This window comes from Variovorax sp. GW821-FHT10C12, from assembly GCF_059415405.1.
The window spans coordinates 2709488-2723529 of the sequence record NZ_JBWKNE010000001.1 but is presented as its reverse complement, the minus strand read 5'-3'; the positions used below and the strand labels follow the sequence as shown (position 1 = coordinate 2723529).

16 protein-coding genes are annotated in these 14042 nt (G+C 68.8%); 9 read left to right on the top strand and 7 right to left on the bottom strand.

What is annotated here, in order from left to right:
• Nucleotides 1-11: 11 nt before the first annotated feature.
• The 7 genes from AC07OH_RS12750 (at nucleotide 12) to AC07OH_RS12720 (ending at nucleotide 7243) form a co-directional block, all read left to right on the top strand.
• A complete protein-coding gene (locus AC07OH_RS12750) occupies nucleotides 12-824 on the top strand; it encodes a carbohydrate ABC transporter permease (RefSeq protein ID WP_492682893.1) in 813 nt (270 codons plus the stop codon).
• A 32-nt stretch (nucleotides 825-856) separates the two neighbouring features.
• Nucleotides 857-1963 (top strand): ABC transporter ATP-binding protein, encoded by a 1107-nt coding sequence (locus AC07OH_RS12745; protein WP_495300894.1) that lies wholly within the window; start codon nucleotides 857-859, stop codon nucleotides 1961-1963.
• Between the two features lie 38 nt (nucleotides 1964-2001).
• A complete protein-coding gene (locus AC07OH_RS12740) occupies nucleotides 2002-3051 on the top strand; it encodes an NAD(P)-dependent alcohol dehydrogenase (protein WP_062476499.1) in 1050 nt (349 codons plus the stop codon).
• A gap of 108 nt (nucleotides 3052-3159) precedes the next feature.
• Complete coding sequence (locus AC07OH_RS12735; RefSeq protein WP_495300893.1) at nucleotides 3160-3987, top strand: SDR family oxidoreductase; 828 nt, start codon at nucleotides 3160-3162, stop codon at nucleotides 3985-3987.
• A complete protein-coding gene (locus tag AC07OH_RS12730) occupies nucleotides 3984-5315 on the top strand; it encodes a flavin-containing monooxygenase (RefSeq protein ID WP_495300892.1) in 1332 nt (443 codons plus the stop codon). Before AC07OH_RS12735 ends, AC07OH_RS12730 begins: the two co-directional genes overlap by 4 nt.
• Nucleotides 5316-5345: 30 nt before the next feature.
• Nucleotides 5346-6248, top strand: coding sequence for a bile acid:sodium symporter family protein (locus AC07OH_RS12725; RefSeq protein ID WP_495300891.1), 903 nt, complete (start codon nucleotides 5346-5348; stop codon nucleotides 6246-6248).
• Nucleotides 6245-7243 (top strand): SDR family oxidoreductase, encoded by a 999-nt coding sequence (locus AC07OH_RS12720; RefSeq protein WP_495300890.1) that lies wholly within the window; start codon nucleotides 6245-6247, stop codon nucleotides 7241-7243. Before AC07OH_RS12725 ends, AC07OH_RS12720 begins: the two co-directional genes overlap by 4 nt.
• Here the strand turns inward: AC07OH_RS12720 and AC07OH_RS12715 are convergent.
• Nucleotides 7230-8141 (bottom strand): LysR family transcriptional regulator, encoded by a 912-nt coding sequence (locus tag AC07OH_RS12715; RefSeq protein ID WP_495300889.1) that lies wholly within the window; start codon nucleotides 8139-8141, stop codon nucleotides 7230-7232. The two genes, AC07OH_RS12720 and AC07OH_RS12715, sit on opposite strands and share 14 nt — an antisense overlap.
• 101 nt (nucleotides 8142-8242) lie before the next feature.
• On the opposite strand from AC07OH_RS12715, the gene AC07OH_RS12710 reads away from it, so the two are divergent.
• On the top strand, nucleotides 8243-9004 hold the full coding sequence (locus AC07OH_RS12710) for a sulfite exporter TauE/SafE family protein (RefSeq protein ID WP_495300888.1): 762 nt from the start codon (nucleotides 8243-8245) through the stop codon (nucleotides 9002-9004).
• A 12-nt stretch (nucleotides 9005-9016) separates the two neighbouring features.
• On the opposite strand, the gene AC07OH_RS12705 is transcribed toward AC07OH_RS12710, so the two are convergent.
• The 6 genes from AC07OH_RS12705 to AC07OH_RS12680 all read right to left on the bottom strand — a co-directional run bounded on the left by AC07OH_RS12705 (nucleotide 9017) and on the right by AC07OH_RS12680 (nucleotide 13531).
• A complete protein-coding gene (locus tag AC07OH_RS12705; RefSeq protein WP_495300887.1) occupies nucleotides 9017-9508 on the bottom strand; it encodes an NUDIX domain-containing protein in 492 nt (163 codons plus the stop codon).
• A gap of 13 nt (nucleotides 9509-9521) precedes the next feature.
• Nucleotides 9522-9971, bottom strand: a complete 450-nt coding sequence (locus AC07OH_RS12700) for a GatB/YqeY domain-containing protein (protein ID WP_489058778.1) — start codon at nucleotides 9969-9971, stop codon at nucleotides 9522-9524.
• Between the two features lie 110 nt (nucleotides 9972-10081).
• Nucleotides 10082-10294 (bottom strand): 30S ribosomal protein S21, encoded by a 213-nt coding sequence (gene rpsU / locus AC07OH_RS12695; protein WP_007833691.1) that lies wholly within the window; start codon nucleotides 10292-10294, stop codon nucleotides 10082-10084.
• A 110-nt stretch (nucleotides 10295-10404) separates the two neighbouring features.
• Nucleotides 10405-11622 (bottom strand): BaiN/RdsA family NAD(P)/FAD-dependent oxidoreductase, encoded by a 1218-nt coding sequence (locus AC07OH_RS12690; protein WP_495300886.1) that lies wholly within the window; start codon nucleotides 11620-11622, stop codon nucleotides 10405-10407.
• Entirely contained in the window at nucleotides 11619-12404 is a 786-nt protein-coding gene (locus AC07OH_RS12685) for a YaeF family permuted papain-like enzyme (protein ID WP_495300885.1), read from the bottom strand. Before AC07OH_RS12685 ends, AC07OH_RS12690 begins: the two co-directional genes overlap by 4 nt.
• Before the next feature lie 2 nt (nucleotides 12405-12406).
• Nucleotides 12407-13531 (bottom strand): sterol desaturase family protein, encoded by a 1125-nt coding sequence (locus AC07OH_RS12680; RefSeq protein ID WP_159276074.1) that lies wholly within the window; start codon nucleotides 13529-13531, stop codon nucleotides 12407-12409.
• A gap of 107 nt (nucleotides 13532-13638) precedes the next feature.
• Here AC07OH_RS12680 and AC07OH_RS12675 point away from each other — a divergent pair, with 107 nt between their 5' ends.
• Nucleotides 13639-13998, top strand: coding sequence for a hypothetical protein (locus AC07OH_RS12675; RefSeq protein ID WP_495300884.1), 360 nt, complete (start codon nucleotides 13639-13641; stop codon nucleotides 13996-13998).
• Nucleotides 13999-14042 lie beyond the last annotated feature (44 nt).

The window sequence follows — 14042 nt, the reverse complement described above, 5'->3', positions numbered from 1 at the left end:
AGAAGCTTGCCATCGGAACGCTGCTGGCGCGGCTGGCACTCGTCGCGGCCGGGCTCTCGGCCCTCGTGCCCGTGCTGTGGACCTTTCTCAACTCGTTCAAGAACCGGGTCGACATCGTCTCGGCCGTGCCGAAGTTCTTCTTCACGCCCACGCTCGACAACTACCTGTACGTGCTGAACCGCGAGGCCGTGGCGGCGGGGCTGGTCAACTCGATCGTGGTGGCGGGCGCGGCGGTGATCATCGGCGCGGTGCTGGGCCTGCCTGCCGCCTATGCGCTGGCGCGCTACCCGCTGCGCTGGGGCAACGACATCCAGTTCTTCGTGCTGTCGATGCGCTTCCTGCCGCCGGTGGCGGTGGCCATTCCGCTCATGGTGATCTGGCTTCAGCTGGAGCTGTACGACTCGCGCGTGGCGCTCATCGCCACCTACACGCTGCTCACGCTCTCGACCGTGATCTGGCTCGCCATCCCGGCCTTCAAGGCGGTGCCGAAGGAAGTGGAAGAGGCCGGCCGCGTCGACGGCTACGGACCCTACGCGATCTTCTTTCGCATCGCACTGCCGATTGCCGCACGCTCGCTGGTGGGCGCCATCGCCTTCGGCTTCGTGCTGGTGTGGAACGAGTTCCTCATCGCGCTGATGCTCACCACCTCGGAGGCCAAGACGCTGCCCATCGTGGCGTCGGAGCTCAGCCAGCTCGGGCGCGACGTGCCCTGGGGCATCCTGAATGCCTCGGTCATCCTGCTGTCGCTGCCGCCATTGCTCATGGTGGGCGTGCTCAGCGGTTTCCTCAATGCCGCGTTCAAGCGCAAGCGGGAGGCTGAATGAACCCCGACGCTTCTCTTTCTCCAGAACCCAAAATGTCTGCCATCCGCTGTCACCACCTCATCAAGCGCTACGGGGAAACGCAGGTCGTCCACGCCTTCGATCTCGACGTGGCCGACAACGAGTTCGTCGTGTTCCTCGGCCCCTCGGGCTGCGGCAAGTCGACCATCCTGCGCATGCTCGCGGGCCTGGAAGACATCAGCGGCGGCGACCTGCACATCGGCGGCCAGCGCGTGAACGACCTGCCGCCGCAGGAGCGTGGCATCGCGATGGTGTTCCAGAACTACGCGCTGTACCCGCACATGACGGTGCGCGACAACATCGCGTTCGGGCTCAAGCGCCTGAAGGTGCCCAAGGCCGAGATCGACAGCCGCATCAAGGAGGTGTCGGACACGCTGGGCCTGGAGCGCTACCTGCAGCGCAAGCCCACCGAGCTGTCGGGCGGCCAGCAGCAGCGCGTGGCGATTGCGCGCGCCATGATCAAGACGCCGAAGGTGTTCCTGTTCGACGAGCCGCTGTCGAACCTCGACGCCAAGCTGCGCAACCACATGCGCATCGAGATCGCGAAGCTGCACCAGACGCTGAAGACCACCACGGTGTACGTCACGCACGACCAGCACGAGGCCATGACGCTGGCCGACCGCATCGTGCTGCTGCGTGACGGGCGCATCGAGCAGGTCGGCACGCCGCAGGAAATCTTCGAGCGCCCGCGCTCGGCCTTCGTGGCCGGCTTCATCGGCACGCCGCCGATGAACCTGATGGAGATGGCGGTGAACTACCTGGACGATGGCCGGTGCGAGCTGCGCAGCGGCGGCGGTTCGGTGCGCGTGGATGCGCGTCGCTTCGCGCTCGACGGCCGCGAGCGCGTGACGCTGGGCGTGCGCCCCGCGCACCTGCGCATCGACACCGACGGCGGGCGCCAGGGCGGCTTTGCGGGCGAGGTGCTGCTCGTCGAATACCTCGGCAACGAAGTGCTCGTGAGCATCGGCCAGGGCAACGAAGAGATCGCTGTGCTCCTGCCCTCCGCGGGCAGCCCGCGGCTGGGCGAGCGCCTGCACGTGGTTGCCGATGCGCAGCAGGTGCACCTGTTCGACGCGGCGACGGGCGCCTCGCTGCTGCGCTCAGACGCCGGGCTGCACTGAGTGGCAGCCCCGTTTCATCACCCTCTCAGAAAGATTCAATGAAAGCACTGGTTCTGGAAAAGGCGCATGAGATCACGCTGCGCGATGTCGAACTGCCGCTGCACGTCGGCCCGCGCGACGTGAAGATCCGCATGCACACCGTCGGTGTGTGCGGCAGCGATGTTCACTACTACCAGCACGGCGGCATCGGCCCCTACGTCGTCGATGCGCCCATGATCCTCGGCCACGAGGCCTCGGGCGTGGTGGCCGAGGTGGGCGCCGAAGTCACGCACCTGAAGCCCGGCGACCGCGTCTGCATGGAGCCCGGCATTCCCGACATGGACTCGCGCGCCGTGCGCGAAGGCTTCTACAACCTCGACCCTGCCGTGCGCTTCTGGGCCACGCCGCCGATCCACGGCTGCCTCACGCCCTACGTGGTGCACCCGGCGGCCTTCACCTTCCGCCTGCCCGACAACGTGAGCTTCGGCGAAGGCGCCATCGTCGAGCCGCTGGCCATCGGCCTGCAGGCCGCGAAGAAGGCGGCGCTGAAGCCGGGCGACGTGGCGGTGGTCATCGGCGCCGGCACCATCGGCGCGATGACGGCGCTGGCCGCGCTCGCGGGCGGCGCGGCGCGCGTGATCCTGGCCGACCTCGTGCCCGAGAAGCTGGCGCTGTTCGCCCACAACCCGGCGGTGACGACGGTCGACGTGCGCAGCACCAGCCTCGCCGACACCGTGCAAGCCCTCACCGACGGCTGGGGCGCGAACGTGGTCTTCGAAGCCAGCGGCAGCGCGCGCGCCTTCGACAACGTGTTCGACCTGCTGTGCCCCGGCGGTTGCCTGGTGCTGGTGGGCATACCCGCCGCCAAGGTGGCTTTCGACATCGTCGCGATCCAGGCCAAGGAGGCTCGCATCGAGTCGGTGTTCCGCTACGCCAACATCTTCCCGCGCGCGCTGGCGCTCATTGCGTCGGGGCAGGTCGATGTGAAGCCTTTCATCTCGCGCACCTTCGCGTTCGAGGACGGCATCGCCGCCTTCGAGGAGGCTGCGGCCGGGCGCGTCACGGATGTGAAGATCCAGATCGAATTTCCCGCCGCTGAAGCCGCCTGAACGCCCCGCAAGGGCGCGGGACAAGGGGAAACGCTGGGGAATGCAGTGGCAGGGCGCGGCTACAGTGGCTGCGCTTTGCCACTCGCCGCCCTGCGCGCTTCCTCGCCCATGCTCTTGCCGTTTCGCAATGTCGTTCTCACCGGTGCCTGCGGCGGCCTGGGGCAGGCGCTGGCGCGGGCGCTGATCGACGGTGGCGCACGCGTGGCGCTGGTGGGGCTCGACACCGAGCGCCTTGCGGCACTCGCGGCCCAAGGTGACGGGCGCTGCAAGGCCTACACGCCCGACGTGTCCGACGGCCCCGCCATGCAGGCGATGGCGGCCGACTGGATGCAGCGCTTCGGCCCACCCGACCTCGTGATCGCCAACGCGGGCGTGGCCGGCGGCTACGACACCGCCGAGGCCGACGACCTGGCCGTGTTCCGCCGCATGCTCGAGATCAACCTGCTCGGCGCGGCCACCACCTTCCAGCCTTTCGTGCAGCCGATGCGCGCAGCGGGCCGCGGCGCGCTCGTCGGCGTGGCCAGCATCGCGGGCTGGCACGGCATGCCGGGCAACGGCGCCTACTGCGCGAGCAAGGGCGGCCTGATCCGCTATCTCGAAAGCCTGCGCGCCGAGCTGCGCGGCACGGGGCTCACGGTGCACACGGTGAGCCCGGGCTACATCCGCACCGCGCTCACGGCCGGCAACCGCTTCGCGATGCCGGGGCTGCTCGAGGCCGACGCAGCGGCGCGCCAGCTGCTGGCGGGGCTGGCCGTCCGGCGCGAAAAGATCGTGCTGCCGCAGCGCATCGGCTGGCTGTCGAAAGCGCTCGACCTGTTGCCAACGCCGCTGCATGACCGCCTGTTGCGCGGCCAGCCGCGCAAGCCGCGCGTGGGCGAGGCGGGTGCCACCGCCATTCCCGGCCTGAATTCCCAGAAAGAACCTCCCCGCCGATGACGCCTTCTGCCACCGCCGTTCCGACTCACGAACAGATCGCCCTCATCGGCGCCGGCCCCTCGGGCCTGGCGGGCGCCCGCAATCTGCAGAAGCTCGGCGTTCCGTTTCAGGGCTTCGAGGCGCACAGCGACGTCGGCGGCCTCTGGGACATCGACAACCCGCGCTCCACGGTCTACCACTCGGCGCACCTGATTTCGAGCAAGCGCACGACCGAGTTCGCCGAATTCCCGATGGCCGACACCGTGGCCGACTACCCGAGCCACCGCGAGCTGCGCCGCTACTTCAGCGACTTTGCCGACCGCTTCGGCCTGCGCGCGCACTTCCGCTTCGGTACGCGCGTGCTGCGCGTGGAGCCGGTGAGCGACGCACCCGACACGCGCTGGCGCATCAGCGTCGAGGCGCCCGACGGCACGGTCGAGACCGACGAGTACAAGGGCGTGGTGATCGCCAACGGAACGCTGTCGGAGCCCAAGCATCCGCAGTTCGAAGGCCACTTCGACGGCGAGCTGCTGCACACCAGCAGCTACAAGCACGCGGAGCTCTTCAAGGACAAGCGCGTGCTGATCGTCGGCGCCGGCAACTCGGGCTGCGACATCGCGGTCGATGCGGTGCACTACGCGCACAGCGTCGACATCTCGGTGCGGCGCGGCTACTACTTCGTGCCCAAGTACGTGTTCGGCAAGCCGGCCGACACGCTGGGCGGCAAGCGTCCACTGCCGCCGTGGCTCAAGCAGAAGGTCGACGCCACGGTGCTGCAGTGGTTCACCGGCGACCCGGTGCGCTTCGGCTTTCCCAAGCCCGACTACAAGATGTACGAGTCGCACCCGGTGGTGAACTCGCTGGTGCTGCACCACGTGGGCCATGGCGACATCGGCGTGCGCGCCGACATCGCGCGGCTCGCCGGACGCACCGTGCATTTCAGGGACGGCAGCGCGCGCGACTACGACCTGATCCTCACGGCCACGGGCTACGCACTGCACTACCCGTTCATCGACCGCGAGCTGCTCAACTGGCAGGGCATGGCGCCGCGCCTGTACCTGAACATCTTCTCGCCGCGCTTCGAGACGCTGGGCGTGCTCGGCATGATCGAGGCCAGCGGCATCGGCTGGCAGGGGCGCTACGAGCAGGCCGAGCTGCTGGCGCGCTACTTCCGCGCGCAGGCCACGGGCTCGCCCAAGGCGGCCGCCCTGCGTACAGCAGTGCAGGGGCCGCCGCCCGACCTGTCGGGCGGCTTCAAGTACCTGCAGCTGGAGCGCATGGCCTACTACGTGCACAAGGACACCTACCGCGCGGCCGTGCGCCAGGCCGCTGCGTCACTGGCTGACTGACCGATCGTCTTTCTTCACGAGGTTCTCCGCATGCTGCCTGTCGACGAGATCCGCCTGCACTTCAACCCGGCCTCGCTGGTGCTGCTCAACGTGGTGCTGGGCTTTCTGATGTTCGGCATTGCGCTGGACACGCGCATCGACGACTTCAGGCGCGTGGCGCGCATGCCCGGTGCGATGGCGGTGGGCATCGGTGCGCAGTTCGTGGTGCTGCCGGCCGTGACCTTCGTGCTCACGCTGATCCTGCAGCCGGGCCCGAGCATCGCGCTGGGGATGATCCTCGTGGCCTGCTGTCCGCCGGGCAATATCTCGCAGATCCTCACGCATCGCGCGGGCGGCAACGTGGCGCTGTCGGTGTCGATGACGGCCATTTCGAACGCGCTGTCGATCGTGGTGATGCCGCTGAACTTCGCGTTCTGGGGCGGCCTGCATCCCACGGCCTCGGTGCTGCTCAAGACCATCGCGCTCGACCCCTTCGACATGCTGGGCCACATCGTGATGATCATCGGCATTCCCTTCGTGCTGGGCGTGGCCTGCGCGCACAAGCTGCCGGGGCTTACGGCGCGCATCAAGAAGCCGGCGCGCATCCTGAGCTTTATGGCGCTGATCGCCTTCATCGTCGGCGCCATCGCGGGCAACTGGCGCTACTTTCTCGACTACGTGGGGCTGGTGCTGATGGCCGTGGTGATCCACGACGCGCTGGCCTTCGGCACCGGCTACCTGTGCGCACGGCTCTCGGGGCTGGGCGACTACGACCGGCGTGCGGTGGCCATCGAGGTGGGCATCCGCAACGCGGGGCTCGGGCTGGTGCTGATCTTCAGCTTCTTCGGCGGGCTCGGCGGCATGGCCGTGGTGGCCGGCGTGTGGGGCTTCTGGGACATCATCGCGGGCCTGGCGCTGGCGAGCTGGTGGGGGCGCAAGCCTGCGACGCCATGAGCGAGGTCTGGAAGGCGTCCGCGCGGCGCGTGTTAGTCACTGGCGGTGACGGGTTTCTGGGGCGCAGCGTGCTCGCCGCATTGGCCGCGCAAGGCACGTTCGAAACGCTGGTGGCACTCGACGTGCGCGAAGTGCCCGCCGAGCGTCGGCGGCCCGGCGTGGCCTACCTGCAGCAGGACGTGCGCGACGACGGCATCGCCGACGTGCTCGCCGAACACGCGATCGACACGGTGGTGCACCTCGCGTCCATCGTCACGCCCGGCAAGGACTCGAACCGCGCCTTCGAGCATTCGGTGGACGTGGGCGGCACGCGCAACGTGCTTGACGCCTGCGTGGCGCGCGGCGTGGGGCACATCGTGGTGTCGTCGAGTGGCGCGGCCTACGGCTACCACGCGGACAACCCGGCCTGGATCACCGAGTCGCAGCCGCTGCGCGGCAACCCGGTGTTCGCCTATGCCGACCACAAGCGGCAGGTGGAAGAGATGCTGGCCGACTGCCGCAGGCAGCATCCCGCGCTGGCGCAGACGGTGCTGCGCATCGGCACCATCCTCGGCGAGCGCGTCGACAACCAGATCACGGCGCTGTTCGAGAAGAAGCGGCTGATCGCCATCCGCGGCAGCGACAGCCCCTTCGTGTTCGTGTGGGACGAGGACGTGACCGGCGCCATCGCCCATGCGCTCGGCGGCGCGCCGCCCGGCTGCTACAACCTCGCGGGCGACGGCGCGCTCACCATCCACGAGATCGCCGCGCGCCTGGGCAAGCGCGCCATCGCCTGGCCGGCCGGCGTGCTGCAGGCGGCGCTGGCCGCGGGTTCTGCACTGGGCGTGAGCCGCTACGGGCCCGAGCAGCTCGACTTTCTGCGCTACCGGCCGGTGCTGCTGAACACCGCGCTGAAGACCCAGTTCGGCTACGTGCCGCGCAAGACCAGTCGCGAAGCCTTCGAGGCCTTCATCGCGGCGCGGGCGCAGCAGGGGCGGCCGGTCACTTGCGCGTAGCGTCCGCCGCCGGCGGCGGTGCGATCAGGTAGTCGAGCATGCGCCGCGCATTGAGCGGCAGGTCTTGCGACGAGCGCACGCAGGCCATCAGCGTGCGCTCGGCCCACGGGTCGGCCAGCGAGGCGCGCGCGATCTTCATCGAGCGGGCGCAGCGCTCGGCCGCGGTCTGCGGCACGATGCCCACGCCGATGCCGTACTCGACCATGCGGCACACGGCCTCGAAGTTGCGCACACGCACGCGGTAGGCCAGGTGCCTGGCGAGCGCGCGTGCATGCCCGGTGATCAGCTGCTGCAGCGCGCTGTCGGCGGGCAGGCCGACGAACTCGCTGTCGACCACCTCGGCCAGGTGCACGCGGCGCCGGCTCGCCAGCGCGTGGCCGCGCGGCATCACCAGCACGAGGTCGTCGCGGCGGAAAGGGTGACATTCGAGGCCGTCGCTGTCGATGGCGTCGGAGACGATGCCGATGTCGCACAGGCTGCTGCGCAGGGCCTCCACGGTGTCGGGGCTGGCGCGCTCCTCGAGGTCGACCGAGATGCGCGGATGCTCGGCCAGGAAGCGGCTCAGCACCTCGGGCAGGTGCTCGGTGAGCGCCGAGGTGCCGCACATGAAGCGCACGTGGCCCTTGAGGCCCTGGCCGTACTCGCCGAGTTCGCCGCGCAGCCGCTCCATCTGCTGCAGCACGACGCGCGCATGGTGCAGCAGCGTGCGGCCGGCCTCGGTGGGGCGCACGCCTTGCGCGTGGCGGGTGAGCAGGGGCGTGCCGAGCGCGTCTTCCATGCCGCGCACGCGCTGGCTGGCCGAGGCCAGCGTCATGTGCGAGCGGCCGGCGCCGGCCGTGAGGCTGCCGGCTTCGACGACGTGGAGAAAGAGCCGCAGGTCGGTCAGATCGAATCGCATGATGGGCCGCAAGGTAGCACGCCAGCCTCAGCCTGTGCCTGAGGCTGGCTGCGCGAAAGCCGCATTTCCAGCCGGTGAGTCGGTCGGCAGACTCCGCGGCGATGACGATCTCCAATGAAGCGATGGGCCTGTGGGCGGCGGCGGCCGCGGTCTTCCTGCTGGCCGGCCTGATCAAGGGCGTGATCGGCCTGGGGCTGCCAACCGTGGCGATGGCGCTGCTCGCGCTGTGGATGTCGCCCGCACAGGCGGCGGCGCTGCTGATCGTGCCCTCGCTGGTCACCAACGTCTGGCAGACCGGACCGCGTGCCAGCTTCGGCGCAGTGTTCCGCCGCATCGGTCGCATGCAGGCCGGTGTCGTGGTGGGCACGCTCGCGGGGGCGTGGTGGCTGGGCGTACCGGCCGGGGCCTGGGCTTCGCTGGCGCTCGGCGTGGCGCTGGTGATCTATGCGCTGTGGGGGCTGACGGGGCGGCAGCTGCACGTGAGCGACGCCCAGGCGCGCTGGCTGGGGCCCGTGGTGGGCGCCGCGACGGGGCTGGTGACGTCCGTGACCGGCGTGTTCGCGGTGCCAGCCGTGCCGTACCTGCAGGCGCTGGGTTTCCAGCGCGATGGGCTGATCCAGGCGATGGGCATCTCGTTCACCACCTCGACCGTGGTGCTGGCCCTGGGGCTGGCGGCGAACGGAAGCTACCCGGCGGCGGTGCTGGGCGGGTCGCTGGCGATGCTGGTGCCGGCCGTCGGCGGCATGGTGCTGGGCACCTGGCTGCGGCAGCGTCTGCCGGTGGCCGTGTTCCGGCGCTGCTTCCTGATCGGGCTGGCGCTGCTGGGGGCGTACATGGCGCTGCGCGCCGTCATGTCCGCCTGATCCCGTGACAGGTCAGCCGGCGGCCAGCAGGGCCGCGCGCACGCGCTCGATGGTCTGGCGGTAGGGCAGGGCGAAGTCCTCGATGGCCGCATCGGCGTCGAGCCAGCGGAACGAGAACACCAGGCCTTCTTCTTCGGGGCTGCCCGTGGCCATGTGCTCGAAGGTCTCGGGCAGGGCGCGGTGGTCGCGCATCAGGAAGATGTGCCAGCGCTGCGGATGGCGGTGCGTGTTGCCTTCGACGCCGGCTTCGCATTCGCGCTCCAGCGTGCCCAGCGATTCGAGCCGGCCGGCGAACACCAGGCCCGACTCTTCGAGCAGCTCGCGCCGCACGGCCGCCTCGGGCGACTCGCCCGGCTCGATGGTGCCCTTGGGCAGCTGCATGTTGCCGTCTTCGGGGTGACGGAACACCAGCAGCCGGCCCCGCGCATCGACCAGGCAGGCGCAGGCCTTCGGGATTGTTGCGACGGGCGCGGCGCCGAGCGGGCTGCTGCTGCCGTTCTTCATGGCGGTGGCCGCCTCAGGCGCCCGTGAGGGCGGCCTTGACCGCGGCGCTGACCTGGCCCATGTCGGCCTTGCCGGCCAGGCGGGTCTTGACCACGCCCATCACCTTGCCCATGTCGCCGGGGCCGGCCGCGCCGAGCTCGGCCACGATGGCCTTCACCGCGGTGGCGACTTCGTCGGCGCTCATGCGCTGGGGCTGGTACACCTCGAGCACCTTGATCTCGGCGGCTTCCTTGTCGGCCAGGTCGATGCGACCGCCGGTGGTGAACGCGGCGATCGAGTCCTTGCGCTGCTTGACCATCTTGTCGACGATGGCGATGACCATGGCGTCGTCGAGCTCCACGCGCTCGTCGACTTCCTTCTGCTTCATGGCGGCGAGCAGCAGGCGGATGGTGGCCAGGCGCTCCGAATCCTTGGCACGCATCGCCGTCTTCATGTCTTCGGTGATTTGTTCTTTGAGAGTCATTCTTCGCAACCTTTCGGAAAAAACAAAAGCCGCGGCAGGTTTCCCTGGCGCGGCTGGTGCAACGGGGCGCTGGCGAGGACTTTCGTCGGGCCAGCCACCCTGGGCGTTGCTTAGTACAGCTTCTTGGGGAGCTGCATGCTGCGCACGCGCTTGTAGTGGCGCTTGACCGCAGCTGCCTTCTTGCGCTTGCGCTCGGCCGTCGGCTTCTCGTAGAACTCGCGGGCGCGCAGGTCGGTCAGCAGGCCGAGCTTTTCGATGGTGCGCTTGAAGCGGCGCAGGGCGACGTCGAAGGGCTCGTTTTCTTTAACGCGGATGGTGGTCATTGATGAATCGTTGAAATGGATTTGGCCGGGGGAGATCGAGGCCCCAAGCCGGGGTTCCTCAACTGAAAACTTTTTGCGGCCGTTGAGGGAAGGCCAGAGTTAGCCCGCGATTATAGCGCGGTTGCGCACGCATGTGCGCTCGCCCACGCCCATTGGAAGTTGTATCCGCCCAACCAGCCGGTCACATCGACCACTTCCCCGATGAAATACAGGCCCGGCTGCTTCGATTCCATGGTCTGGGACGATAAATCGCGGGTGTCGACGCCGCCCGCCGTCACCTCGGCCTTCTTGTAGCCCTCGGTGCCGCTGGGGGTGATCTGCCAGCGGGCGATGCGCTCGGACAGCGCCGCCAGCGCCTTGTCGGTGGCCTCGTTGACCGGGCGCTGCAGGGCCGGGTCTTCGCCGACCCAGGCGTCGGCCAGGCGCGAGGGCACCAGCGCGGCCAGTTCGTTGGCGATGCGTTTCTTCGAGCGCCGTTTGGCGTCGGACAGCGACTCGGCCACGTCCATGCCGGGCGCGAAGTCGAGCGTCAGCGGGGCGCCGGGCTTCCAGTAGCTCGAAATCTGCAGCACGGCCGGGCCCGACAGGCCGCGGTGCGTGAACAGCAGGTCTTCCAGGAAGGCCATCTTGTCCTTCTTGCCGCCAGTCTCGATACGCACCGGCAGCGCCAGCCCGGCCAGGCTGGCGTAGGGCGCCCAGGCGTCGCCGCCGAAGGTCAGCGGCACCAGCGCCGGGCGGGGCGTGACCAGCCGCAGGCCGAACTGCTCGGCAAGCCGGTAGCCGAAGTCGCTTGCACCAATTTGGGGAATCGACAGGCCGCCGGTGGCCACCACGAGCTTGGGCGTGTCGATCGGGCCGCGCGTGCTACTGATTTGGTAGCGCCCGTCGACAAATGAAATGTCGCCGAGCTTGCACGGCTGCCAGCGCTCGACGTTGCCGGCGGCGCACTCGGCCAGCAGCATGTCGACGATCTGCTGCGAGGAGCCGTCGCAGAACAGCTGGCCCTTGTGCTTCTCGTGGTACGCGATGCCGTGGCGCTGCACCATGTCGATGAACTGCTGCGGCGCGTAGCGCGACAGCGCCGAGCGGCAGAAATTCGGGTTGTCGCCCACGAAATGGCGCTGCGGGGCGCGCACGTCGAGGTCGCGGTTGGTGAAGTTGGCGCGGCCGCCGCCCGAGATGCGGATCTTTTCGCCGACCTTCTCGCTGTGGTCGACCAGCAGCACGCGCAGGCCGCGCTGGCCCGCCAGTGCGGCGCACAAGAGACCGGCGGCGCCGGCACCGACGACAACGACGTCAAAGGAAGAAGAGGAAGGAGAAGAGCTCAAGCGGGTCCGTCCGCCGCCAGCACCGGCGGCGGGTTGTATTTGAGGTGGCCCACGTAGCGCAGCGGCTGCGTGGCGGCAATCGAGGGCACGTCGCCCTCGCGCATGTGGAGCAGGTCGGCCGGGCTCACCCAGCGCGGGTCGGCGTCGGTGATCGGCGCACCGGCCTGGCGGTAGGCCTCCAGCACGAACTGCGAGCAGAAGAACTGGTCGTTGCGGCTGGCGCCGAGCTGCACCATCGCCATGCCGCTGATGCAGTACGCGCTGACGGCCGAAGGAATCAGCGGCAACTCGCACAGCCGGCGGTTCAGCACGAAGGGCGCGTTCAGCAGCACGCCGGCCGTGTTGTAGCGGGTGCCGACCTTGGAATTCGCCCAGTCGCGCATCTTCTCGATGTGGGCCGGTTCGAGGCCCGGCACGCGAAAGGCCACGACCATCTGCTCTTCGTCGACCACCTCGGCCAGCGGCCGCGCGCGCACGCCGGTGCCCACGGCCTCGGCGATCTGCCCGTCGCCCAGGTACAGCACGGCATGGCTCACTGGCGAGAAGGTGCCCAGGCGGATGCCGAAGGAGTTCACGGTGGCGATCGAGGTCAGCAGGATGTCGCCGGGCGCCAGCACGTCGGCGCCGATCAGCTCGCCGCCGTTGCCGGGGGCGATCACCGAGCTTTGCACGCGCAGGCGCAGGCCGGAGGTTTCGGAAGGCATCTCGATGCGCGTGGCGCAGGCCGAGAGCAGGAGCGGCAGCGCCGCGGCGAGCGCCGCAGCGCGAAGAAGGGAAGCCATGGTCATCCCTTCCAGACGAACGGGAACTTCAGCTGCTTGAAGAAGCCGTTGGGCACGTAGTCGCCCAGCACGCCGTACTTCTCGGGCCAGAGCTTGGTGCTCTTCACCGCGGTGCCGAAGAGGTAGTCGAGGAAGGCGTAGTGCGCCGCGTAGTTCTTGTCGAGCGCCTCGATGTCCTGGCTGTGGTGCCAGTGGTGGAAGTTGGGTGTCACGATCAGGTAGCGCAGCGGGCCCAGGCGCACGCTCACGTTGCAGTGGTTGAACACCGCCTGGAAGCCGACCACCACGATGTAGGCGTCGATCACGTCCTTGCTGAAGCCCAGCACGTAGATGGGCGCGAGCACCAGCGTGCGCGTGATCAGCAACTCCAGGATGTGCTGGCGCGAGCCCGCCATCCAGTCCATGCTCTTCACGCTGTGGTGCACGGCGTGCAGGCGCCACAGCACCGGCACCTCGTGGTACGCGCGGTGCGTCCAGTACTGCACGAGGTCGGCCACCAGGATGATCAGCAAAATGCCCGCCCAGAACGGCAGGTTGCTCACCCAGCCGCGGATGCCGTCGTTGGCGGCCCAGCCGAAGAGCTTGTGCACCATGAGGTTGGTCGCCAGCAGCACGAAGCCCACGATCATGTGGTTCACCACGAAGTGATGGAAGTCGGTCTGCCACTCTTCGCGGAACACGGGTTGATCTTTGCGCAGCGCAAAGAGCTTCTCGATGAAGATGAAGATCAGCGACGAGCCCAAGAGGTCGAGGATGAACCAATCGAGCCCGATGTACGGCGTGTGGTCCGCGAAGTCGTGCACCGGCACCTTGTGCCCGCCCAGCAGCGCCGACACCACCACGAGCAGGAACGCGGCCGACGAGAGCCAGCGCGAGCGGTTGAAGATGATGTTGACCAGCGAGAGCCCGCCCGCAATGACCAGCGCCGTCAGCAGGATGACGCGCATCACGTCGACGTTGTAGCTCTTGCGCAGCTCGGGCGTCGTCAGGTACTGCGGGAAGTGGAAGGCCAGCACGCCCAGGAAGCACAGGGCGGCGAGGCTGAAGGCAATGGTGCCCGTGACCAGCCCGCGCCCGCGGCGCAGCTCGCCGTGGCTTTCGGTGAATTCGTTGAGTTTGTCGAGCATCCCTGCCTCTTCCTTCTTGTTCGTTGGGCCGGGCGGATTTTAGGCGGCGCCCGGGCGGCGGCGCTACACTGCGCCTCCTCATGGCCCGCCGCTCCCTCCGTCGCTGCATGACCGCGTTGTTCGTGGTCCTGTCGCTGCTGTTCTCGCAGCTGGCGCTGGCAGGCTATGTCTGCCCCGGCGCCTCGGACAGCCCGGGCTTGATGGCCGAGAGGATGGCGTCGGGCGAGCCCTGCGAAGGCATGGACATGGCCCAGCCGGTGCTGTGCTTCCAGCACGCCGCCGACCTGTCGCTGTCCTTCGAGCCGGTGAAGCTGACCACGCCTTCGCTGCCGGCCATCGTGCAGCTCGTGGTGATGCCGCTGGTGCTGGTGTCGGAAGGCCACGTCCTTCCGCCGCAGGCCGTGCCGGAGCGGCAGCATCCACCGCCCGACCCCGTGTTTCTCGCCACGCGCCGACTGCGCGTCTGACATCTCCGTCGACTGACCGGTGCTGGTGCGGCGCGTCCGCCTGC